Source organism: Bradyrhizobium sp. UFLA05-125 (assembly GCF_059803515.1).
This window is the reverse complement of sequence record NZ_JBANBJ010000049.1, coordinates 1-21,912: the sequence shown is the minus strand read 5'-3', so window position 1 is coordinate 21,912 and position 21,912 is coordinate 1. Positions and strand designations below refer to the sequence as shown.

Sequence of the window (21,912 nt, the reverse complement as noted above, 5' to 3'; positions counted from 1 at the left end):
TTCATGACGAAAAAGTAACATTTGCCGGTTCCCGGCGTTCATATTCAGTTCACGCCGAGATTGGTCATCTTGGCAGTAGATTCCGCAGTCCATCCCTTTCGGACCATCCTTGGAGAGAAGCGTGCGCCTGCTTGTTGTTGAGGACGACCCCGATCTCAATCGCCAGCTCACCAAGGCGCTGACCGACGCCGGCTACGTCGTCGACCGCGCCTTTGACGGGGAGGAGGGGCACTATCTCGGCGACAACGAGCCCTATGACGCCGTCGTGCTCGATATCGGCCTGCCCAAGAAGGACGGCATCTCGGTGCTGGAGGCTTGGCGTCGCAACGGACGCGCCATGCCGGTCCTGATCCTCACCGCGCGCGACCGCTGGAGCGACAAGGTCCAGGGTTTCGATGCCGGCGCCGACGACTACGTCGCAAAGCCCTTCCATCTCGAGGAGGTGCTTGCGCGCATCCGCGCATTGCTGCGGCGATCGGCCGGTCACGCCCAGAGCGAATTGACCTGCGGGCCGGTGACGCTGGACACGCGAACCAACAAGGTGACCGTCTCCGGCAACCCCGTGAAGATGACCTCGCACGAATATCGGCTGCTGCAATATCTGATGCATCATGCCGGGCGCGTGGTCTCCCGCACCGAGCTCGTGGAGCATCTCTACGACCAGGATTTCGACCGCGACTCCAACACCATCGAGGTCTTTGTTGGCCGCATCCGCAAGAAGCTGGACGTCGATATCATTCAGACCGTCCGTGGCCTCGGCTATCTCCTGACCCCGCCGGCTGCGCCTGGCACTTGACCGGGCGGCGCGACCGGGGTCTTGGTCGTCTATGACCGTCTCCGACCATCTCCCGTCCTGCGCCTGCCGGGATCGAGCCAATGCGCGCTAGCTCGCTTGCCAACCGCCTGTTCCTGTCGGCGACGGCGTGGCTGGTGGTGATCCTGGCCATCACCGGCGTCGTCCTGTCATCGGTGTACAAGAACGCCACCGAGCGCGCCTTCGACCGCCGGCTCAATCTCTATCTGCGTACGCTGATCGCCGAGGTGGCGACGCCCGACGAGCCGCCGGACCGTCAATTCCAGTCGCTCGGCGAGCCGTTGTTCGAGCTGCCGCTGTCGGGCTGGTACTGGCAGATCACGCGCACCGACACCGAAAAGCCGGAGGTACGCTCGTCGCGCTCGCTATGGGACAAGAAGCTGCCGAAGCTGGAGGAGCAGGGCGTCGAGCTGACCGCGGCCGGCATCCGGCTCGGCTATGTCGATGGGCCGGAAGGTCAGACCTTGCGGATGGTTGAGCGGCCCGTCGATCTCGGCGCCGACGGCAAGTTCCTGGTCAGCGTTGCGGGCGATGCCACCGAGATTTTCGACGAGACGCGTAGCTTCGACTATTATCTCGGCGGCACGTTCACGGCGCTCGGCATCGTGCTCCTTCTTACCACGGTCTTCCAGGTCCGCTTCGGCCTTGCGCCCCTCAAGCGCATCTCTGAGGCAATCGCCGACATCCGCTCCGGACGTGCCGAGCGGCTGGAAGGCGAATTCCCCGTCGAGATCGCGCCGCTCGCGCGCGAGACCAATGCGCTGATTGAGGCCAATCGCGAGATCGTCGAGCGCGCACGCACCCATGTCGGCAATCTCGCGCACGCGATCAAGACGCCGCTCTCGGTGATCGTCAACGAGGCCACCGCCCATGCTGCCGATCCGTTCGCAGAGAAGGTCATGGAGCAGGCCGACGTCATGCGCGACCAGCTTGCCCATCACCTGGAGCGCGCCCGTATCGCGGCCAGGGTCTCGATCGTTGGCACCGTGACGGAGGTTGCACCGGCCATCGAGGCGCTGCGTCGGACCATGGAGAAGATCCATCGCGATCGCGGCATCGTCGTTGAAACCAAGGCAGATTCCGCCGCGAGATTTCGCGGCGAGCGGCAGGATCTGGAGGAGATGGTCGGCAACCTCGTCGACAATGCCTGCAAATGGGCGGCCTCGCGCGTCTTTATCGAGGTGCGGGCGGAGGCATCCGGCAAGCCCGATACTGGGCCGCGCCTGCGGATCATCGTCGATGACGACGGCCGTGGCCTGTCCGAGGCCGAGCGGGCGCAGGTCTCGCGCAGGGGGCAGCGGCTCGACGAGTCCAAGCCGGGATCGGGTCTCGGCCTGTCGATCGTCGTCGACCTGGCTGGGCTCTATGGCGGTAGCCTGATTCTCGGCAGCGCGCCGATCGGGGGCTTGCGGGCAGAACTGGTGCTCCCAGGTATTTAGCCCTTGATCGGCCGCGCCTTTCTCCGATCCGGGAAAGCGGGTTCGACACAAAACGCAACACCGCCGGGCAACTTCCTAAACGCCTTCTTAACGCGCCAACTCGTATGATCGCGCCCGGACGCATCCCTCGTCCGCCAAATGACCGTGCATTACCGGGCGCATGAGCCAGACATCGATCGAGCGGCTGAGAGATTATCTCGCGCAGCTCCCGCCGCAGTCGCAGGCGCTGCTGATGCGGGAGTTCGAGCGCGCGCTGGAGCGCGGCCAGGACACGGCGGTGGCCACCCTCGTGCTCGAGCAGTTGCGCAAGATCGTACGCAAGACCGAGGCCGATGAAGACGCTGCGCCGCGCACGGAGGATTTGTCGCGGCTGCTCTACCAGCCGCTGGAACCGTTCCTCGTCGAGGCCGGCATTCCGATCCGCCTCGGACAAATCCGCCGTTCCTCGCTGCTCCCCATCTGGCAGTGGCTTGGCCGCGATGGTGCCCCTGCCAAGGTGGGTGAGATCGACGCCGCGCTTTCCCGGCTGCCTGCCGGCGACGGCGGAGAGGCTCTGGCACTGAAGATCCAGGCGGTCGCGGCCGACGCAATCTTCGAGCTGACGGGGCCTGGCGGCGGCGACAAGTCGCGCGCGCTTGCCCGCGTTGGCCCGCCCAATGTCATCGAGGACCTCTACTCGATCGGTGCCGTGCTCGGGGTTCGCGAGGCCATCGCGAGCCTCAATGAGAAGCTGCCGCGGTTCCTGCGTGCCTTCGGCGATTCCCACATCGCCGCGGTGACCGCCGCGCTCAACGTTCCCGTCCTGCAGACGCCGCAGATGCTGCCATTTGCGCTGTCGATGGTGATCCAGCGGCTGACGGCGCCCTGGCAGATCATCCGCCTCGCCATCAAGATGGCAGCCTCAGACGACGAGATCCGCGTCGCCGCGACGCCGTTCGGCGTGGCGGTCACGATGGCCCTGCATGACCTGTCCTGTCTCGCCGCTATGCTGCGGCTGGACATCAAGCGCGGCCGCTTCGACAACATCGCCGAGAACCTCAAGGCGCTGCATGACGGCGTCCGCGGATTGCGCACCGAACTCGATCTGCGCAACGATTCCGCCTGGGGCAAGCAGCTTACCTCGATCCGTGCCGATATCTCCAACGCCCTGCAATCGGAGATCGATAGCGTGCCGGGCCGCGTTCGCCGCATCCTGCGCCAGCGCGCGGAGAAGGACATTCCGCCGGGCGCCCGCGTCGACAGCACCGAGGTCGAGGAAACCGTCGCGTTGATCGACTTCGTCGCGACCTGCCGCAACTATGCCAGCGAGCTTGCGATCAACGAGGTGACGCTGCGCACCTATTCGGACCTCCAGCAATATGTAGAGCGGTCGACGGAGTCCCTGGTGCAGTCGCTGCGCGCCGCCGACCACAAGGTCCGGGCCTATCGTCAGCAGCAGATGGCCGCCGCCATCCGTTTCTGCGAAGTGCTGTTCGGTGACGACTACGCCTCGTTGATGAGCCGGGCGGCCGAAAGCGCACTGACCGGCGAGCGCAAATCCTCCCGCGCCGGGTAGATTTGGGCGCATCACAGCCTGCCTGCAATTTACGGTTGACGAAGCCGGTGACGAAACGTACGGTCCGCGCGCAATTCGTCCGAATTCTGTTTGTAGGCGCATGAAACCCGTCATCAGCTTCGTGGAAATCGAGAACCGAGTGATTTCGGCGACCTATCGCAGAATGATGGTCAGGGCGAAGGTGGTGTTGGTCGAGAAGGCGAGTGGCCGGCAATTGCCGGATCCGGTCACGACGATCGCTTCTCCCGTTCCGGTCGGCGCATTGCGGATCAGGCTGCCGGAAACGGTTGGCCCGGGAACCTACTTTCTGAAGGCGCTGAACGGGCACGGCGAGGACGCGGCTCAGAGCGCGGATTTCGAGATCGCCTAAGCCGTTGGATTGTCTCGGTTTCGGCCTCACTTCGGTCGCGCCAAATTGACAATTGTCAATTGCCGCCGCGCTTGAGCGTGGTGTAAAGCCACGTGAGAGGCGCGGGATGTCGCGCTGCCGGAAGCTTGCCCGATGACGCTATGGTTCGTGTTCGCGCTGATGACGGTCGCGGCGATTTTCGCTGTGCTCTGGCCGCTCGGCCGTGCCGGCGGCGCGCAGGGCGGAGGCAGCGAGGTCGCCGTCTACAAGGACCAGCTTGCCGAGGTCGAACGCGATCTTGCCGCGGGCCTCATTGCGGCGCCGGAGGCGGAGGCTGCGCGGATCGAGATCGGCCGCCGGTTGCTGGCCGCGGCGGGCAGCGAGTCCGCGCCGGGCGGCAGCGAGTCCGCGCCGGACGGCAGCGAGCCTGCGCCGGACGGCCGGTCGAGCCTGAAATGGCGCCGCGCGGCGGCCGTGCTGGCGCTGCTCGGCCTGCCGCTGGTCGCGATCCTCGTCTACATTCCGCTGGGCTCGCCGAGGCTGCACGACTTTCCGCTGGCGCAGCGCGATCGCGCGCCCGGCATGCAGCAGCCGCTCGAGAACATGGTGACGCAGGTCGAGCAGCACCTCGAGAAGAATCCGACCGATGGTCGCGGCTGGAGCGTGCTTGCACCGGTTTTGGAGCGGCTGGGCCGCTATGATGAAGCGGTGCGCGCCTATCGCAATTCGCTCACCTATAACGGCGAAAGCGCGGAGCGAAGGTCCGATCTCGGCGAGGCGCTTTTGGCCGCGGCCGGCGGCGTCGTGACAGCCGAAGCCAAGGCAGAGTTCGAGCGCGCGCATGCGCTCAATGCAGAGGAACCGAAGGCGAACTACTTTCTCGGTCTCGCCGCCGAGCAGGATGGTCGCAGGGATGATGCGGCCGCTATCTGGCGCGGGGTGCTTGCAAAAGCTCCGCCGGATGCGCCGTGGCGCGCGCTCGTGCAATCCTCGCTGGCGCGGGTCGGCGGCGGCAGCGCCGCGCCGGCGCTCTCGGACGATACGATCGCAGCGGCCAAGGACATGAGCGAAGGCGATCGGGGCGCGATGATCCGCGGCATGGTCGAGCGGCTTGCCAACCGGCTCAAGCAGAACGGCGATGACGTCGACGGCTGGCTCCGCCTCGTGCGCGCCTACGTCGTGATGGGCGATCGCGACAAGGCGAGGGGCGCGCTCAGCGATGCCCGCGAGGCGGTGGCCAACGACGCGGAACGGCTGCGCCAGCTCAATGAAGGCCTGAAGAATCTCGGGCTTGACGGATGACGATCGCAGGAAGGGCGGAAAGAGACCAGCCATGACGCGCAAGCAGCGACGTATGACCATCATCGGCGGATCGCTCGCCGTGCTCGCGCTCGCCGCAGCACTGGTGCTGAACGCGCTGCGCGATTCCATCGTGTTCTTCTCGACCCCGACCATGGTCGCGGAGAAGCACATCGCACCGGGCAAGCGGTTTCGCCTCGGCGGCCTGGTGCAGCCGGGCTCGCTGCAACGTGGTGACAATCTCGCGGTGACCTTCGAAGTCGCCGATGGCAGCGCCAAGCTGCCGGTCGCCTACAAGGGCATCCTGCCCGATCTATTCCGCGAAGGGCAGGGCGTCGTCGCCGAAGGCGCGCTCGACGCCAGCGGCGTGTTCAAGGCCGACACGGTTCTGGCCAAGCATGACGAGACCTACATGCCCAAGGACGTTGCCGACGCCCTGAAGAAGCAGGGGCACTGGAAGGATGATTACGGCGCCAAGAACAGCACAAAGCCCGCGGCCACGACCGCGCAAGGCAATCCGCAGGGAGCCGTGCGGTGATCGCGGAATCCGGACACTACGCCCTGGTGCTGGCGCTGGGTCTTGCACTGATCCAGTCCTTCGTGCCGCTGATCGGCGCGCGCTTGCGTGATCCCGCACTGATGAGCGTCGCCCGCTCGACGGCGCTGGCGCAATTGCTGTTCGTCGGCGCGTCTTTCGTCGCGCTCGTCACCCTTCACGTCACCTCGGACTTCTCCGTCGCCAACGTCTACGAGAATTCCCACTCGATGAAGCCGCTGATCTACAAGATCACCGGCGTATGGGGAAACCATGAAGGCTCGATGCTGCTGTGGGTGTCGATCCTGGCGCTGTTCGGCGGCCTCGTCGCTGCCTTCGGCAACAACTTGCCGCTGTCGCTGCGCGCTCATGTGCTCGCCGTGCAGGCATGGGTCGCGAGCGCCTTCTACCTCTTCATCCTGATCACCTCGAACCCGTTCCTGCGTATCGCCAACCCGCCGATCGAGGGACGCGACCTCAATCCGGTGCTCCAGGACGTCGGCCTCGCGGTGCATCCGCCGATGCTCTATCTCGGCTATGTCGGCTTCTCGATCTCGTTCTCGTTTGCGATCGCGGCGCTGCTCGAAGGTCGCATCGACGCAGCCTGGGCGCGCTGGGTGCGGCCGTGGACGCTCATGGCCTGGATCTTCCTGACGCTCGGCATCGCCATGGGCTCCTACTGGGCCTATTACGAGCTCGGCTGGGGCGGCTGGTGGTTCTGGGATCCGGTCGAAAACGCCTCGCTGATGCCGTGGCTCGCCGGCACTGCGCTATTGCATTCGGCGCTGGTGATGGAAAAGCGCAACGCGCTGAAGGTCTGGACCATTCTCCTCTCGATCCTGACCTTCTCGCTGTCGCTGCTCGGCACCTTCCTGGTGCGCTCGGGCGTGCTCACCTCCGTACATGCCTTTGCCAGTGATCCGACGCGCGGCGTCTTCATCCTGCTGATCCTGTGCGTATTCATCGGCGGCAGTCTGAGCCTGTATGCTGCGCGCGTGTCCTCACTGAAGCAGGGCGGGCTGTTCGCGCCGATCTCGCGCGAGGGCGCGCTGGTGCTGAACAATCTCTTCCTCACCACTGCTTGTGCGACGGTGCTGGTCGGAACGCTATATCCGCTCGGGCTGGAAGTCTTGACCGGCGAAAAGATCTCGGTCGGCGCGCCGTTCTTCAATCTCACCTTCGGGCCGCTGTTCGTGCCGCTGCTGATCGCCGTTCCCTTTGGCCCGATGCTGGCGTGGAAGCGCGGTGATCTGCTTGGTGCCGCGCAGCGTCTGCTGGCCGCAGGCATCCTCGCGCTGCTGGCGCTGGGGCTGGTATGGGCCTGGACGCATGGCGGCAGCGCGCTTGCGCCTCCGGCCATCGCGCTCGCGGTGTTTGTCATCCTCGGCGCGGTGACCGATCTCGTCGAACGTGTCGGTCTGTTCCGCGTGCCGTTCGGAACGGCGATGCGGCGTGCGCGCGGATTGCCGCGCTCGGTCTGGGGCACGGCCTTCGCGCATGCCGGCCTTGGCATTGCGCTGATCGGCATCGTCTGCGAGACCACCTGGAACAGCGAATATATCGGCACCATGAAGCCGGACGATGTTGCCAAGGTCGCCGGTTACGAACTGAAGCTCGATGGGCTGTTTCAGCGGCAGGGCCCGAACTTCAGTGAAATGATCGCGCGGTTCGAGGTCACCCGCGACGGCGAGGCGCTCAGCGTGATGACGCCGTCGAAGCGCAACTTCACCACGCGCGGCTCCTCGACTACTGAAGCTGCGCTCCTGACCCGCGGCGCGAGCCAGCTCTACATCTCGCTCGGCGACGTGACAGCGGAAGGCGCGATCGCCGTGCGCATCTATCACAAGCCGCTGGTGCTGTTGATCTGGTGGGGACCGGTCCTGATGGCGTTCGGCGGCGTGCTGTCGCTGTCTGACCGCCGCTTGCGTGTTGGCGCGCCAAAACCGGCGCGCGCGCAGCAGCGCTTGCAGCCGGCGGAGTGATCCGATGCGCCGGATGATCGCAGCTTTCCTTGCGCTTGCATTTTTGGGGCTGCCCGCAGCCCATGCCGTGCAGCCCGACGAGATCATGGCCGACCCCGCGAAGGAGGCGCGTGCGCGCGAGTTGTCGCGCGAGTTGCGCTGCATGGTCTGCCAGAATCAGTCGATTGACGACTCCGAGGCGCCGCTCGCGCGCGACCTGCGCCTGTTGGTGCGCGAACGGATCGCGGCCGGCGACAGCAATTCCCAGGTGATCGATTTCCTGGTGGCACGCTATGGCGAGTTCGTCCTGCTGAAGCCGCGCTTCGAGCGACAGACCTTGCTGCTATGGCTGCTCGCGCCGCTCGCGCTGGGAGCGGGCGGTATCGCGATCTGGCTTCAGATCTGGCGTCGGGCGCAAGGCGCCGCAAATGTGACGCCGCCACTCACGCCCGACGAGGAAGCGAAGCTCGCGGCACTGATGTCCGACGAGGCGAAATCGAGCTAACCGTTTTGCGCCCTGCAAGGGACCCAAAAACAGGCATCTGAGCCGTTCGCGGAACCTCTGCTAAGTTCCTGCGAAATCATCATTTTTGGCCTGCGCTATTCTGCCGCAGCGGTATTTGCCCATCATTACAAAAGTTTAACCCCGCCGCCAGCGCGCTGTAAGGCGCCAATCCCCATCTTCCGTATCGTAAGGCGTTGTCCAAGCAGCGCCAAAACGAATTCAAGGCCCTGGAGATTCCTGCATGACCGAACGTCCCGACCTCTCGTCCCTCCCGTCGTACCGCCAGCCGCGACGTTCGCTGCTTGCTGCCCGCAAGCTCGCGCTGATGGCCTCGGTGGTCGCCGGCCTGGGCGTCGCCGTCTATGGCTTCAGCCCGTCGACGTCGCCGGCCGACCTGTTCTCGAGCCCGGCGCATGCGCAGGTGAACAACGAGGTCAAGAAGGTCGAACGTCCGATCGGATTTGCCGACATCGTCGAGCGCGTCAAACCCTCGGTGATCTCGGTGAAAGTCAACATCAAGGAGAAGACCGCGAGCAACGATGACGGTGATGATTCGCCGTTCCAGCCGGGCTCGCCGATGGAGCGTTTCTTCCGCCGCTTCGGCGGGCAAGATGGGATTCCGGGGCTGCGCGGACCGCGCGGCGGCGGGCGTGCCATCACCGGCCAGGGCTCGGGCTTCTTCATCTCGGCTGACGGCTTTGCCGTGACCAACAATCACGTGGTCGACGGCGCCGACAAGGTCGAGGTCACGACCGACGACGGCAAGACCTACACTGCCAAAGTGATCGGCACCGACCAGCGCACCGACCTCGCCTTGATCAAGGTCGAGGGTGGTTCGAACTTCTCCTTCGCAAAGCTGTCCGACGGCAAGCCGCGGATCGGCGACTGGGTGCTCGCGGTCGGCAATCCCTTCGGCCTCGGCGGCACCGTGACTGCCGGCATCGTCTCGGCCAGCGGCCGCGACATCGGCAACGGTCCGTATGACGATTTCATCCAGATCGACGCTCCCGTGAACAAGGGCAACTCCGGCGGTCCGGCCTTCAACACCGACGGCGAGGTGATGGGCGTCAACACGGCGATCTATTCGCCCTCCGGCGGCAGCGTCGGCATTGCGTTCTCGATTCCCGCCGCGACCGTGAAGAGCGTAGTCGCCCAGCTCAAGGACAAGGGCTCGGTCAGCCGCGGCTGGATCGGCGTGCAGATCCAGCCCGTCACGTCCGACATCGCCGACAGCCTCGGCATGAAGAAGGCCGAAGGCGCACTGGTGGCGGAGCCGCAAGCCAACGGTCCGGCGGCGAAGGCCGGCATCGAGTCCGGCGACGTCATCACCTCGGTCAACGGCGAGACCGTCAAGGACGCCCGCGAGCTCGCCCGCACCATCGGCGGCATGGCGCCCGGTGCGACCGTAAAGCTGAACGTGTTGCATAAGGGCCAGGACAAGGTCGTGAACCTCACCCTCGGTCAGCTGCCGAACACGGTCGAGGCCAAGGCCGACACTGACAACGACAACAGCAAAGCGCCGACCCGTGGCACCGACGTGCCGAAGCTCGGCATGACGGTTGCCCCGGCCAACAGCGTGGCTGGCGCCGGCAAGGATGGCGTCGTGGTCACCGAGGTCGATCCGAAGAGCGCGGCAGCCGAGCGCGGCTTCAAGGAGGGCGACGTGATTCTCGAGGTCGCCGGCAAGAGCGTGAGCACCGCCGGCGACGTGCGCGAAGCGATCAATGCGGCGCGTACCGACAACAAGAACAGCGTCCTGATGCGCGTGAAGAGCGGCGGCCAGTCGCGCTTCGTCGCAGTGCCCCTCGCCAAGGGCTGAGGATCAGGAGGCCTTACGAGATGAAGGGAGCCGCCGGCATTAGTCGCCCCCGCCGCGGGCTCCCTTCCGGGGAGCGGAGCAACTCCGCTTCCCCAACCTACCTTCCGGTGGAATACGCCCCCCTCCGTCGGAAGGGCCTAAGGGCGGTGAGGTCCCCCAGCTTCACCGCCCGCTCTTTTCCCGGTTCGAGAATCTTCCGCTCCGCTTGCATGCGATTGCCGACCGCGCCATGTTGACAGAAGGGCTGACCTCCTTGACCGCCGCCGACCGCACGATGCGCCTCCTCATCATCGAAGACGACCGCGAATCCGCCGATTATCTCGTCAAGGCGTTTCGCGAAGTCGGTCACATCGCCGACCACGCCTCTGACGGCGAGGAAGGCCTCGCCATGGCCGAGAGCGGCGACTACGACGTGCTGGTGGTCGACCGCATGCTGCCCAAGCGCGATGGCCTGTCGCTGATCGGCGCCCTGCGCGAAAAGGGCGATTCGTCGCCCGTGCTGATTCTCTCCGCGCTCGGCCAGGTCGATGACCGCATCAAGGGCCTGCGTGCCGGCGGCGATGACTACCTGCCGAAACCGTACTCATTCGCCGAGCTGCTCGCCCGCGTCGAGGTGCTGTCGCGCCGCCGGGGCGGTCCCGCCGAGGACACGGTCTATCGCGTCGGCGATCTCGAGCTCGACCGGCTCTCGCATCGCGTCGCCCGCGGCAAGGACGAGCTGACACTTCAGCCGCGCGAATTCCGGCTGCTCGAATATCTCATGAAGCATGCAGGGCAGGTGGTGACGCGCACCATGCTGCTGGAGAACGTCTGGGACTATCATTTCGATCCGCAAACCAACGTGATCGACGTGCACATCTCGCGGCTGCGCTCCAAGATCGACAAGGGGTTCGATCGACCGCTGCTGCACACGATCCGCGGCGCCGGGTACATGATCCGCGACGGCATCAGATAACGGCTCGCTGTCTCTCCGTTTTATCGGTCTGAGTTAGTTCTAGCTTGATTTTTAGCGCTTTTCGAGGGCGCTCCGTATCCAGCAAAATGTAAAAGCCCCGCCTAAGCGGGGCTCTTTTCAATCTGTTTGACCACGGGTCGTTGATCCGAAGCTGTGCTCCGCAATGCGCTATACCTCGTGCTTCCTCCTCTCCGGTCAGGCTGCCGAGCGCTGCGCGGATGGCTGGACGTTCTGATTCAACCGGAACAGGTTGTGCGGATCGTACTTGGCCTTCAGCGCTGCGAGCCTTGCATAGTTCGCACCGTAAGCGCTGGACACGCGATCGGTTTCGTCCTCGGGCATGAAGTTCACATAGACGCCGCCGGTCGCATGGGGGGCGGTTTCAGCAAACAGGTTCCGCGCCCAATCGATGGAACGCTGCTGGTCGGCACGTTCGCGCCATCGCGTGTGCACATTCATCGCAAAATTCGCACTGCGATGCGGATAGGCCATCGCGTCAGGCGCGACACGGCTGGCCGCACCGCCGAGTTGCCCAAGGAAGACCTCGCATTCGTCTGTCGGGAGTCTGGCGACCTGGTTGACCATGACGTCCAGGAGGCCATCGCCGAGTTCGACGAAATTGTGCGATTTCCAATAGTTGTAGGCACCCGGAGTAAGCAACGGGTCGAACGCGCTCTGCCATGCCGCGAATGGCTGCATGCCGACCACGTCGGCAATCGGCGCTCCGAGGGAGCGCAACGGCTCCAATGCACGATTGCCTTCGCGCTCGTCCCCCACATAGCAGACCGCGAAGACGACGATCTCCTTGCCGTGAACGTCCGCGGGCAGGAAGGGCAGGGGTGGGGCCTTTCTGAGCACCACCCATTGCGTGAGCTCATCAGGCGCCTTGGCTGCAACCTGTCGGTAGCCGGCGAGGAGCTCTCGTGCCCGGTTAAAGGGATGGACAATCAGGCCGGAATAGACCATCGGCCCAACCGGGTGGAGGCGAAACTCGAAGGAGCTCACGACGCCGAAATTGCCGCCGCCTCCGCGCAGTGCCCAGAACAGGTCGGAGTTCTCGGTTGTGCTCGCCTGCACAAGCTTGCCGTCGGCCGTCACCAGGTCGGCCGAGACAAGGTTATCGATGGACAGTCCAAACTTGCGGCTGAGCCAGCCGAAGCCACCACCAAGCGTGAGCCCCGCCACGCCCGTCGTCGAATTGATGCCGAGCGGGGTGGCCAGCCCGAAGGCTTGCGCCTCCCTGTCGAAATCGCCAAGAGTCGCGCCCGGTTCGACGCGCGCGGTACGCCGAACGGGATCGACCCGAATGCCACGCATCAGCGAGAGATCAAGCAAAAGACCGCCTTCGCAGACGGCATTGCCGGCAATGTTGTGGCCACCGGCGCGCACAGCAAGCAGGACCCCGTGCTCACGCGCAAAGTTGACGCAACGGATGATGTCGGAAGCGCCCTTGCAGCGGATCGCTGCGCCGGGGTGGCGATCAATCATCGCATTCCAGATCGTGCGCGCCTCATCGTAGCCCGCCTCCCCGGGGAGACAAACGGCGCCCCGCACTGACTGTCGCAAAGCATCGAGAGTATCAGTTCCAAGCGCAATCGCCCCGCCCTGCAGCGAGGCCAGCCGGATCTCGGTCATGGCATTCTCTCCAAAGGTGCGGACGTGAGGGCCGGCAAGCGACGGCGCTCACGTCCCCGGATAAAAGATCACTCAAAAAATCCAGACGATGTCACTCAATGACGATCGTCGCATGCGAACGAATTCGCGGGCGGCCGCTACGCTCTCTGAGGCCGTTCAACGGAGTCCGCCCTAGACGTGAGTGCGCCCGGCGAAGGAAAGGTTCACTCATAAAATATGCCGGGCGGACGGCATTCATCCGACGGCAGCGGGAATCGAAGCGGTCGTTAGGCGCATATCGCCACAAGTCGAAGCGCTCATCGACCAAGCACGTCATAGAGAGCGTTGATCCCCTGGGTAGCCGGCCGATAAGTGGTCACCCATTGTCTTCCGCGAGGCAATCGATAGCGCCAAGCGATTTCCGGTAATGGTCCGGTGGCAAAGCTCGACTTGGCTCCGAAATGGTCTGTTGGGCGACGTATAGCGCGGTATGTCGTTAGTGGCTCGGCCTTGATTTGGTTGTGAGTTCCACGCTCGCGCTTGATGCGATTCACGATGGGGAGTGGTACGTCACCGATTGTTAGGTCCAATTTCTTTTCGACGACTCGTGCTTTTCATGTCGTTGTCATACGGGACGCGCAGGAGATGTATGTCCTTGCTCTGGTCACCCAAAAAGGCGGAAGCGGTAAGAGCACGCTGGCGGTCGGAATTGCAACCGCGGCGATGGGGAACGGGGAGCGCGTCGCAATTGTCGAGGCGGATCCGCAAGGCACGATTTCAAAATGGAAAGAGCGGCGCGGCCATCCCTATCCGCGGGTCGTTCGGGTCGCCGATCCCGCCGAAATAGAAGGGGCGCTCGTCAGCCTTGAAGCTGAGGGGATCTGGCTTACGATCATCGATACCGCCGCCACGAACAATGCACTGGCCATGCGCGCGATCGCAAGGGCCGATCTTTGCCTGATCCCGGTGCGTCCGAGCCCGGCCGACATCGAAGCTGCGATACCGACGCTGATTGCTATTCGTAGGCTCAACCGCCGATTTGCTTTCGTCCTCAATCAGACGCCACCGCGGGGCTGCCGCTTGAGTGAAGCTGCAACGTCGCTCAATTCGCTCGGGGTGCTTGCGCTTCCCTATGTCGGACAGCGCAATGACCATCAGGACGCGCTTGGGGCAGGATTGGGCGTGACCGAGTTTGCACAAGAGGGAAGAGCCTCGGAGGAAGTTCGAGAGCTGGAGCGCTGGGTCCTGAAAAAGCTTGTCGAGGGGGCGTTAGATCATGAGCCACACGCAAAACAGGCGGCGTGCTAACCACCCGCGCTATGCGCGACGCTCGCTCGTGGAGTTTACCTCGGCGGCAAGCCGAGCCCTTGACGATGGCCTGTTTGCATTGTCCAGCGGGATTGCTGCTTACAATCCGGGATCGGAGCACACAGGCGAGAAGACGTCTGATCAAACAATCCTTGCACCGCAAGCGACGGCTCCCAGTCCCGTTGCAGTGCTTGAATCTCGGAATGCGGCGGCGGTACGCAAGGACGAACTCCTAGAGTCCGACACTACCATCGAGATGATGGTGAAGATTGCCAAGGACCATCAAGACAGAGCTTTTGAAAACATCGACGGCGCAGGGCAGCCGCAACCGCGATACATGCGGCGGCTCACTGACGAGGCGATCAGAATGCTGGACGATCTTCGGAGCGGTAAACTGGAGAATCAGGCGAACTTCATCCTGAGCGAATGCTTCAGAGAAGCCGCCAGCGCGTTCTCTATGATCAATCAGCAGCTCAAACGTGACGGCTATGCCGTGAGCATTGATCCATCAATCTTCATCTGGCTTGCCAGCATCACCGAACCGGAAACACGCGACACCGGCACCATGCGGCTTGAGATCGTACCCAACCACCGAGGTCGTCCGAGCACGTACGCGCGCCAGGTCGCTCAATTTATCTGGCACCTTGAGGAGCAGGGCTGCCGGCGACAGGCCGCAATTCGGGGGGCGTCCACGAAGTTCAGCGAGAGCGCGAGCTTCGCCGAGAAGGCCTATGCCTTTTGGGAGCCGATCTTCAAGCGGGCGGGACCGCACGTGAAGATGCTGACCCGCATTTCAGATCCAGAGATGTAAAGCTGACAGCGCGGCCATTTGGCGTCCGATTTGCCTGAGGCCGAGGCCCGGGCGAGGACCGCCCGGCAACTTCCAATTTAGGCGATCTTGGCGATGCGGCCGAGACTGACCCCACCTGCGCCACATATGCGCCCCATTGTCTTCCCTTCGCCTCCTTAATTTACGTGCCAAGTCTGGGGGTACGAATGGGGAACCGCGCGGGGGCGCGGCTTGCAACAGTGAAAGTTTGGCAAGTTAGCTGGATTGCCGGGGCGCTGATCGCGACGTCGCTTGCCGCGATTCATCAGATCGCGGCATCGCGCCCGAGCGTCTCGACGCCGAATGCGAGAATTGCCGATGCATTCAGCGCCATCCCGCTGAAAGTGACGACGGTCCTGACAAATGCCGGCGCAGCGTTTCCGACTCCGGTCATCGAGACCAAGTTCGATACGGGATCATCGGCTAATGCGATCGTCGCGGCGGGATTCAGCGCTGCCGCGCCGGACGCGGTGATGCCGTCCGATTCAACTAGTTCGACGCGGCAAGAGCGAATGTTGCAGGTCGCCAGCCTTGAGGCAGCGCCGCCCGAGAACCCGGCAACCCCACAGCAGGACCGTCCGAGCGCTGCCTCGCCCAATCCGGACGAAGGCGAACCGTCGTATCTCAAATACTACGTCTACTCGGAAATCCCGCCGCCGGACAAACCCGCGAAGATCGCCTTGTCGGCGTTGAGCGGCGTGCCGCTCGGAACGCCCATCCAGGAGATCGAACACGCGGCCAAGGCGTTCGGTATAGATGCCAATTTCATGAAGGCGGTCGCCAAGATCGAATCCGATTTCAATCCCAAGCAACGCACCGGCTCCTATATCGGTCTGTTCCAGCTGAGCAAGTATGAGTTCAGCAAATTCGGATCGGGCGACATCCTCAATCCTCGCGACAACGCCATGGGCGCCGCCTACAAGTTCATCACCGAGGCTGCGCTATTCGAAGTACTAACGCACAAGCAGCCAACGTTTTCCGATCTCTACCTGATCCACCAGCAGGGCTGGGAAGGAGCCGCCCAACACATCAGTCATCCGCAGCGGATTGCCTGGAAGTCGATGTGCGCAACCCAGGAGGGCTCGGCGAAGGGCGAGCGATGGTGCAAGCGCGCCATCTGGGGCAACACGCTGCCGGCGGTCAAACGCGAATGGAAGTCGGTCGATAGTCTCACCTCTGGCGCGTTCGTCGCGATGTGGCGGGACCGCGTCGACACGCTCTATGCCCGCTATCCAGTGCTAACTGCGGCGGCCGAACGCGCGAGATAGAACAGTTTGTGACTGCCCACCGCGCACGTCTTTCCTCTTCATCCATCGCGTTGATAAGCGCTCCAACATCTTCCTCGCAGGGCATCGTGCTCGCTGCTGCCCTCACCTGGTGGGTGCATTGAGACAGCTTTTCCACAGCAGCGGACGCGGTGCAAAACCGAGCTTCGCTTTGGCGCGGCTATTGGAGGCGCCCGTCAGCTTCGTGTGGTAGTAAACCGCTTCCTCGCCTGCGATCTTCCGTGCCTCTTCCGCGCTCAAATGGGGCGGCTCGGGCGCATCGACCCAACGGGCGAAGGACGGCAGCCATTCGGAAACGGGCAGCGGATCGTCATCCACGACGTTATAAATTCCCGGTTCGGCGGTCAGTGAGGCAATTGTTCCCGCAATGGCATCATCGATGTGAACGAAGGACCAAACGGCATTGCCTTCGCCGATGATCGCCGCCTCGCGCTTTCGTACTTGCTCGGCGACGGCGCCCTCCGGGCGATACCATGTGCCGGGACCGTAGAAGAAGCCGTAGCGCAGGACCACACCATCCAGGGCTCGCGAAGCAAGGACCCGATCCTCATATGCGCCTATGACGCGAGTGCTCTTGCCGATCTCGCCGGGCGCGTCATAGCGGAGCTTGGTCCTCTCGTCGGCGAGTTTCCCGGCCGGGGCGTCCAAATAGAAGCCGCGTGACTGGAGGATATAACGCTTGACTCCGAGCGCTTCGGCCGCTGCGAGCAGATTGCCGCCGCCCTCACGATGAAGGCGGGTATCGTTGGGCATGGACTTGATAATGTCGGCGGGGTCGGCGGGAAGCCAGGTTAGCTGGTCGATCACCACGTCCGGCGCCGCCGCCTCAATCGCATCGCGCACCGCTTTCGGATCGAATGCCTCGGCGGTGGAGGGCGAGGCACCAAGTTCGCGGAGACGATCGACGCCCGGACCGGCGCGTGTCATGCCGACTACCTGATGACCGAGCGTCCGCAGAGCGCGTACGAGCGGAAGACCCACGGCGCCGGTAGCGCCTGCAACGAATATCTTCATGACCAGCTCTCTTGTTGGCTTGCATTTGGGCGCAAGCATGCGGCCTCGAACTAACGTGGCTTGCGGCCCAAAGGAGACATCAGCCGACTTGCGTCGATTCCCTTGCTCCGGAAGTAGCCGCGCCGGTCTAGCGTGTTACCGCACCACTCCCAGTGGTCGGCTTCTCGGCAAACTCCTTGGCAATGTTTTTGTGCGCCGTTAGGACCGCGATCTGATGAGGAGAGGCGGGCATGCCTCCTGCCGTCAGAGTGGGGGTGGGCGAGACCTCCTGAACATGAGGCGATCCCACAACAGAAATCTGGACGGCGGTGATCGGGAGACCCATCGATTCGTAAGTCGGAAGGTCCGCGGCGGTTGCCACATCGGCTCCCCCCAAGATGACAACCGCAACAGCGGTAAAGAGCTCCAGACGTTTCATATTGCATCTCCTTTGGAGTAGGCGAGACCACAGCTACGATTGCAGTCGTTCGCGAGATGCTTCGTCAGGTAGGTATGGCGAGAGTTCTCTCAATCACATGATGATCATAATATAATCACGCTTTGTTGAGAGGAGCTGCGGCCGGATTTTGCGCTGGAGACAGCGTACCCAGAGTACTGTTCGTAAAATTGATCATTTACGAAAAGTGATATTTGCGGGAGGATCGAGCATGCAAATCAGCGGCGTTGCCCACACGTTCATCACGGCTGGAAACTTTTCAGCCGCACGTGCCTTCTACGGACAACTACTACCGTTTATGGGTCTTACGATCGTGGCCGACACGGTGAACACCTTCTATTGTGTCGGCGGCCGTACGGGGTTCGGCATTCATGCGCCAGCAGACGAGTATGTTGGCCAACGATTCCACCAGGGCGCCGTTGGATTGCATCACCACTGTTTTCGTGCGCGAGAACGTGCCGATGTCGACGAGGCGTACGCCTTCCTCGTAAAGATTGGCGCACATATCGTTCACGAACCGCGAGACGACAGTTTTGCCCCTGGCTACTACTCGGTGCTGTTCGAGGATCCAGATGGCACGAGGCTAGAGATTAATCACGTTCCGGGCAAAGGGCTGCTCGCTCCGGGAACACAGATTGGCGGCGGCTACGCGGATGGGACGCAGAACGGGTAACAGCTTCAAATGATCAAGCTCGAGACGCCACGGCGCCCGGCCTGAACCTTTGCGCCGACGCCGCTCGTCCGCGCCGGTTTCGGGCTGTCGCACATGTGCTCTATGCCGCCTCTCTGCTGTTCTCGGCGCCATTCTGGAAGATACGTAAATGTCCCACGCAGCCGGCCCAAGCGGTCTCGTTCGCGAGCCGAGCCTGGTTGCTTATTCCCTAAGTACCTGATGCGGTGCTGCGGGATAACTGAATTGCTGCGGCGCGCATGCGCTGCTCGCCATCATGCTCGGCAAGGTCGGTATGTCGTCACCTTTTTGCGACGCGCGGATGCGAGTTCAGGAACGCAACTGAAGACCTCGCATTGTCGGCTTGTTCTTCGGTTGTTCGTGAGGCCGACAATGCGTCTTCTTTTGAGAATGGTCGCGATTGCGACGGTCCCGGTATGGATGGGACTGAGTGTGAACCCCGCTGCAGCACAGGATTTCAATGATCGATGGTCTGTTATTCCAAAGGCACATGCAGAGCCCGTTCCCGCCGAGACAAAGCAGGATCAGTCGCAAAGGCAAATGCCGACTGAACAAGAGCCGGCACGAGGTTCGGAAGCTCGCTCATCCGCTCAATCTTCCAACCGAGTCTTCTCTGGAAAAGCCTCCTACTACTCGTATTCAAAAGGGAAGACAGCGAGCGGTTCGTCGTTTGATCGGAATCTACTAACCGCGGCGCACCGCCGTTTGCCGTTCGGAACGAGAGTTCGCGTTACTGATCTCAGGAGCAACAGGTCCGTGGTAGTTCGTATTACCGACCGCGGACCGTGGGTCCGTGGCCGAATCCTTGACCTTTCACTCAGTGCTGCGCGGAGCTTGGGGATTATCGATCGTGGCGTAGCCCAGATTCGCGCTGAGGTGCTTTAGCTTGATGATGGTCCTTCGGCTGTGCGCATCGGGTCGGAATGTCTTGGTGTGTTCGAACCAAGTCGAGGCCACAGCGTTCAACTAGATGTTTGAAAAGGTCTGTACAGTCTTGATCGCGACGTCGCTGATCGTGCTATCCGTGACGGCCGATTGGTTGGTTCAGGGCGGCGTCCGCCAAGACGCGTCGCTAGCCAGAGCCGACGTCATCGCAGTTAGCTACAATCCGCAGCGCTGATGTGAGCCGTCACGTGCTAGAGACTGCGCGCGACCATCGCGTGCAGTGCGGCGCTGCTTGTTTCGCCATGGCATGCGGGGGCTGAGGGCGCCCGCCGTCGACTTGGCTTTCTTCCTATAGGCGACGTGAGCGGGCCGAAGAACTCGATACCGCCTTTGCTTCGGCCATCGCTCGGCACGCCGATGCTGTAATCGATTTTGGTGATCCCGTTGCCGTCTCGCGGCAGATAGTCCGGGAAGACGCAGGTATCAGCTCCAGAGTTTGTCGACGTATGATTTTACCGCGCGCGCAAGGGAGCGGGGAGGACTTTGGACTTTGGGTGGTGGGTGAGTGGTCGTAGGTTGCGCATGGAGAACCCGGCCGCCGCCGATGCGCTAGACCTCCCCCTTCTTGGTAGCTCGCAAGCTACGGACGTAATACCCTTGTCTCTGAACGGCCGACCTGATCTCGTCGCTGACTTTGGAAATCCTTTTTCTGCTTTTACGCCACTTATGCCTAGAGCTGAGCGCGGGTATCTCAGAGCCTTTGCTCAGGACGAGCAAGTCGCATTTATCATTGCGATAGACATCAAACACTTTTCGCCCCCGATGTTATTGAAACAAACACGAAATATGTTTCAGTTATTTTTGATCGCCCTAGCTTAGTATCTCGAATGGATGTGCGGGTTGTAAATGTGCAACGCACGCCACTTTCTGCTTCACCTCGTTCCCGATTGGGAACGAACTGATGCATGCTCGGCCAAATTGGGCGGCTTAGGGCTGGCTGGATCCATGAAGTGAAGCGCGACCGCTACCGGATGCTGGTCATCCCGGAGAACGAGCGCGCGCTTGCTATCGCGGAAGGGCAGCGGCTGGACCAAACGCTATTCCTGGATCGCGGAGGTGGCCTCAAGAACCAGTACGCACCCGAAAGGACCGCCGCTTCAAACGCAGCGGCCCTTTGCTGTGTGCTCATTGGATAGTCGGCAAATCAATATCCGTAATAGTCGAAGGTCGCCTCTCCCTTCGTAGGCCCATTTCCGATAAGCGGAACTTCGCCCATTCGACGGAGCGCAGGTAGACGAAACTGGCAAAAGGCAAGTGGCGACCCGGGATTTCTGGTTGGCCCGGTGAACTATTGGACTGTTAACGCATTATAACCATGTTGTTTTTTGATCGTTTGGAGCGACGATCGAAAAGGCCGCAAAGGGATTGCTCTCATGAGTCCCGCTCCGTCCATCGTGCCGCAGAGTCCGGAGGACCATGACGTCTATCTGGTGCTGGAGGACTTTGGTGGCGTGCTAGGCCGCGCCTGGTCTGAGACCGATGAAGAGGACGCCAACCGCGACACGTTGATCAACCACCTGCTGGCCGGAGAATACATTCGTCCGACGCGCATTGTGGCCTTCAATACCGCAGAGGGATGGGCACGCGATGTGACCGTGGAGATCGCCGACGAACTGCGCCGTCGCTTTGTTGAACTCGACGAGGTAGCTCCATCGCTGCTGGAATTCGTGGAAAGAGCAGCAAAACATTGATGTGAAACGGCGCTAGCATCCCGCGATCTCGGTGAGAGGGCCCACCTGGGTGAACGGCGGCCGATGTTCCTCAAAGACGACGCGGTCTTGCATCGACGTGCTTTTACTTAAGCCCGGCAAAGAATACAGACGAGTTCCATGATCGGAACACGTGTCTTTTCGTGCATGTTCACCGCAAGTTGCAAATGGATCGAATTGAAGGTATCCTGTGCCTGCTTTTGGAACCATTTATTATTGGATTGACGAAATGGTTGCTCAGAAGGCCGACGAAATTGTCGTCGGCGCCCGTTTCCAGGTGAGCAAGCTTGGTGCTCTTCGGTGCCCCGATCTGGCCAAGAAAACCGGTACGGTCGTAGCGGTCAGCCTTCGTACCACCGGTATCACAGTGTTGTTCGACGGAGGCGCAAGACCAACCTGCCTCCACAAGGACTACATAGCTCCTCTATCGGGGTGACCGCTCTTACGTGCCCTTCGCGTCGTTGCGATTTTGTCGGCCGGCACACGTTTGGCGATCGGATGAAGCTGGCGTTGAGCGGAACCAAGACGCTTCGCGTCGAGCTCGCCGAACATGATCGATGGTCTCGTTATGTTGCCGCCCGGATGGCCGATGCCGTCGATCAGTTTTATTCCCAAAGGATCTTTCCCGGTCGAGCCGACGATATCGGTAAAGGCGACGTGGAAAGCCCGCGATCGACGCCAACGGGTGGACGCGACCCCTTTGCTTAGCGCTGGTGGCCAAGTCCAATTCCAAGGCTGAGAGCCTTCTGTCTCAACGAGCCTTCGGAGCGCTTCATCAGCTTCGAGAGTTTGGCCACGGGAGTGCGGGCCTTGGAATGTGCCTTGAGCAGCTTGACGTCGTCCTTGGTG

At 62.4% G+C, this 21,912-nt stretch carries 21 protein-coding genes; 17 read left to right on the top strand and 4 right to left on the bottom strand.

The window, feature by feature from the left end; genetic code table 11:
- The first annotated feature begins 121 nt into the window (after window positions 1-121).
- The 10 genes from SO156_RS31665 to SO156_RS31620 all read left to right on the top strand — a co-directional run bounded on the left by SO156_RS31665 (window position 122) and on the right by SO156_RS31620 (window position 11,231).
- On the top strand, window positions 122-796 hold the full coding sequence (locus SO156_RS31665; RefSeq protein WP_449381476.1) for a response regulator transcription factor: 675 nt from the start codon (window positions 122-124) through the stop codon (window positions 794-796).
- An 80-nt stretch (window positions 797-876) separates the two neighbouring features.
- Window positions 877-2,253: an ATP-binding protein gene (locus SO156_RS31660; protein WP_498537501.1), complete on the top strand. Its 1,377-nt coding sequence runs from the start codon at window positions 877-879 to the stop codon at window positions 2,251-2,253.
- A gap of 160 nt (window positions 2,254-2,413) precedes the next feature.
- The gene (locus tag SO156_RS31655; RefSeq protein WP_498537500.1) at window positions 2,414-3,808 is read left to right on the top strand and encodes a hypothetical protein; all 1,395 of its coding nucleotides are present in this window, start codon (window positions 2,414-2,416) and stop codon (window positions 3,806-3,808) included.
- Window positions 3,809-3,908: 100 nt separating this feature from the next.
- Complete coding sequence (locus SO156_RS31650; protein ID WP_458147019.1) at window positions 3,909-4,178, top strand: hypothetical protein; 270 nt, start codon at window positions 3,909-3,911, stop codon at window positions 4,176-4,178.
- Between the two features lie 132 nt (window positions 4,179-4,310).
- Window positions 4,311-5,459 (top strand): c-type cytochrome biogenesis protein CcmI, encoded by a 1,149-nt coding sequence (gene ccmI / locus SO156_RS31645; RefSeq protein WP_498537499.1) that lies wholly within the window; start codon window positions 4,311-4,313, stop codon window positions 5,457-5,459.
- 31 nt (window positions 5,460-5,490) lie between these two features.
- Window positions 5,491-5,994, top strand: a complete 504-nt coding sequence (gene ccmE / locus SO156_RS31640; protein WP_458146944.1) for a cytochrome c maturation protein CcmE — start codon at window positions 5,491-5,493, stop codon at window positions 5,992-5,994.
- Window positions 5,991-7,973: a heme lyase CcmF/NrfE family subunit gene (locus SO156_RS31635; protein ID WP_498537498.1), complete on the top strand. Its 1,983-nt coding sequence runs from the start codon at window positions 5,991-5,993 to the stop codon at window positions 7,971-7,973. Before ccmE ends, SO156_RS31635 begins: the two co-directional genes overlap by 4 nt.
- A 4-nt stretch (window positions 7,974-7,977) precedes the next feature.
- A complete protein-coding gene (locus tag SO156_RS31630) occupies window positions 7,978-8,457 on the top strand; it encodes a cytochrome c-type biogenesis protein (protein WP_498537497.1) in 480 nt (159 codons plus the stop codon).
- Window positions 8,458-8,698: 241 nt separating this feature from the next.
- Entirely contained in the window at window positions 8,699-10,276 is a 1,578-nt protein-coding gene (locus tag SO156_RS31625) for a Do family serine endopeptidase (protein ID WP_458146941.1), read from the top strand.
- 274 nt (window positions 10,277-10,550) lie between these two features.
- Window positions 10,551-11,231 carry a response regulator transcription factor gene (locus tag SO156_RS31620; protein ID WP_254105763.1) on the top strand — a complete coding sequence of 227 codons (681 nt, stop codon included), beginning with the start codon at window positions 10,551-10,553 and terminating at the stop codon, window positions 11,229-11,231.
- 195 nt (window positions 11,232-11,426) lie between these two features.
- On the opposite strand, the gene SO156_RS31615 is transcribed toward SO156_RS31620, so the two are convergent.
- Window positions 11,427-12,866: an FAD-binding oxidoreductase gene (locus tag SO156_RS31615; RefSeq protein WP_498537496.1), complete on the bottom strand. Its 1,440-nt coding sequence runs from the start codon at window positions 12,864-12,866 to the stop codon at window positions 11,427-11,429.
- Window positions 12,867-13,400: 534 nt separating this feature from the next.
- Between SO156_RS31615 and SO156_RS31610 the strand changes: the two genes are divergently transcribed.
- From SO156_RS31610 to SO156_RS31600, 3 genes are all read left to right on the top strand, one after another.
- Window positions 13,401-14,153: a nucleotide-binding protein gene (locus SO156_RS31610; protein ID WP_498537495.1), complete on the top strand. Its 753-nt coding sequence runs from the start codon at window positions 13,401-13,403 to the stop codon at window positions 14,151-14,153.
- Window positions 14,122-14,964 carry a hypothetical protein gene (locus SO156_RS31605; RefSeq protein ID WP_458146938.1) on the top strand — a complete coding sequence of 281 codons (843 nt, stop codon included), beginning with the start codon at window positions 14,122-14,124 and terminating at the stop codon, window positions 14,962-14,964. Before SO156_RS31610 ends, SO156_RS31605 begins: the two co-directional genes overlap by 32 nt.
- Window positions 14,965-15,182: 218 nt before the next feature.
- Window positions 15,183-16,250 carry a transglycosylase SLT domain-containing protein gene (locus tag SO156_RS31600; protein ID WP_498537494.1) on the top strand — a complete coding sequence of 356 codons (1,068 nt, stop codon included), beginning with the start codon at window positions 15,183-15,185 and terminating at the stop codon, window positions 16,248-16,250.
- A 102-nt stretch (window positions 16,251-16,352) separates the two neighbouring features.
- Here the strand turns inward: SO156_RS31600 and SO156_RS31595 are convergent, their stop codons facing one another.
- Both SO156_RS31595 and SO156_RS31590 read right to left on the bottom strand, forming a co-directional pair.
- Window positions 16,353-17,282 carry an NAD-dependent epimerase/dehydratase family protein gene (locus tag SO156_RS31595; protein ID WP_458146936.1) on the bottom strand — a complete coding sequence of 310 codons (930 nt, stop codon included), beginning with the start codon at window positions 17,280-17,282 and terminating at the stop codon, window positions 16,353-16,355.
- A gap of 127 nt (window positions 17,283-17,409) precedes the next feature.
- Window positions 17,410-17,700 (bottom strand): hypothetical protein, encoded by a 291-nt coding sequence (locus SO156_RS31590; RefSeq protein ID WP_498537493.1) that lies wholly within the window; start codon window positions 17,698-17,700, stop codon window positions 17,410-17,412.
- 229 nt (window positions 17,701-17,929) lie between these two features.
- Here SO156_RS31590 and SO156_RS31585 point away from each other — a divergent pair, with 229 nt between their 5' ends.
- A complete protein-coding gene (locus tag SO156_RS31585; protein WP_498537492.1) occupies window positions 17,930-18,391 on the top strand; it encodes a VOC family protein in 462 nt (153 codons plus the stop codon).
- 93 nt (window positions 18,392-18,484) lie between these two features.
- Complete coding sequence (locus SO156_RS31580; protein WP_498537491.1) at window positions 18,485-19,294, top strand: septal ring lytic transglycosylase RlpA family protein; 810 nt, start codon at window positions 18,485-18,487, stop codon at window positions 19,292-19,294.
- 609 nt (window positions 19,295-19,903) lie between these two features.
- On the opposite strand, the gene SO156_RS31575 is transcribed toward SO156_RS31580, so the two are convergent.
- On the bottom strand, window positions 19,904-20,104 hold the full coding sequence (locus SO156_RS31575; protein WP_498537490.1) for a hypothetical protein: 201 nt from the start codon (window positions 20,102-20,104) through the stop codon (window positions 19,904-19,906).
- Between the two features lie 623 nt (window positions 20,105-20,727).
- Between SO156_RS31575 and SO156_RS31570 the strand changes: the two genes are divergently transcribed.
- Together SO156_RS31570 and SO156_RS31565 are read left to right on the top strand one after the other, a co-directional pair.
- A complete protein-coding gene (locus SO156_RS31570) occupies window positions 20,728-21,045 on the top strand; it encodes a hypothetical protein (protein WP_458146931.1) in 318 nt (105 codons plus the stop codon).
- 516 nt (window positions 21,046-21,561) lie between these two features.
- Window positions 21,562-21,771 (top strand): hypothetical protein, encoded by a 210-nt coding sequence (locus tag SO156_RS31565; protein WP_498537489.1) that lies wholly within the window; start codon window positions 21,562-21,564, stop codon window positions 21,769-21,771.
- The last annotated feature ends 141 nt before the right edge of the window (window positions 21,772-21,912 follow it).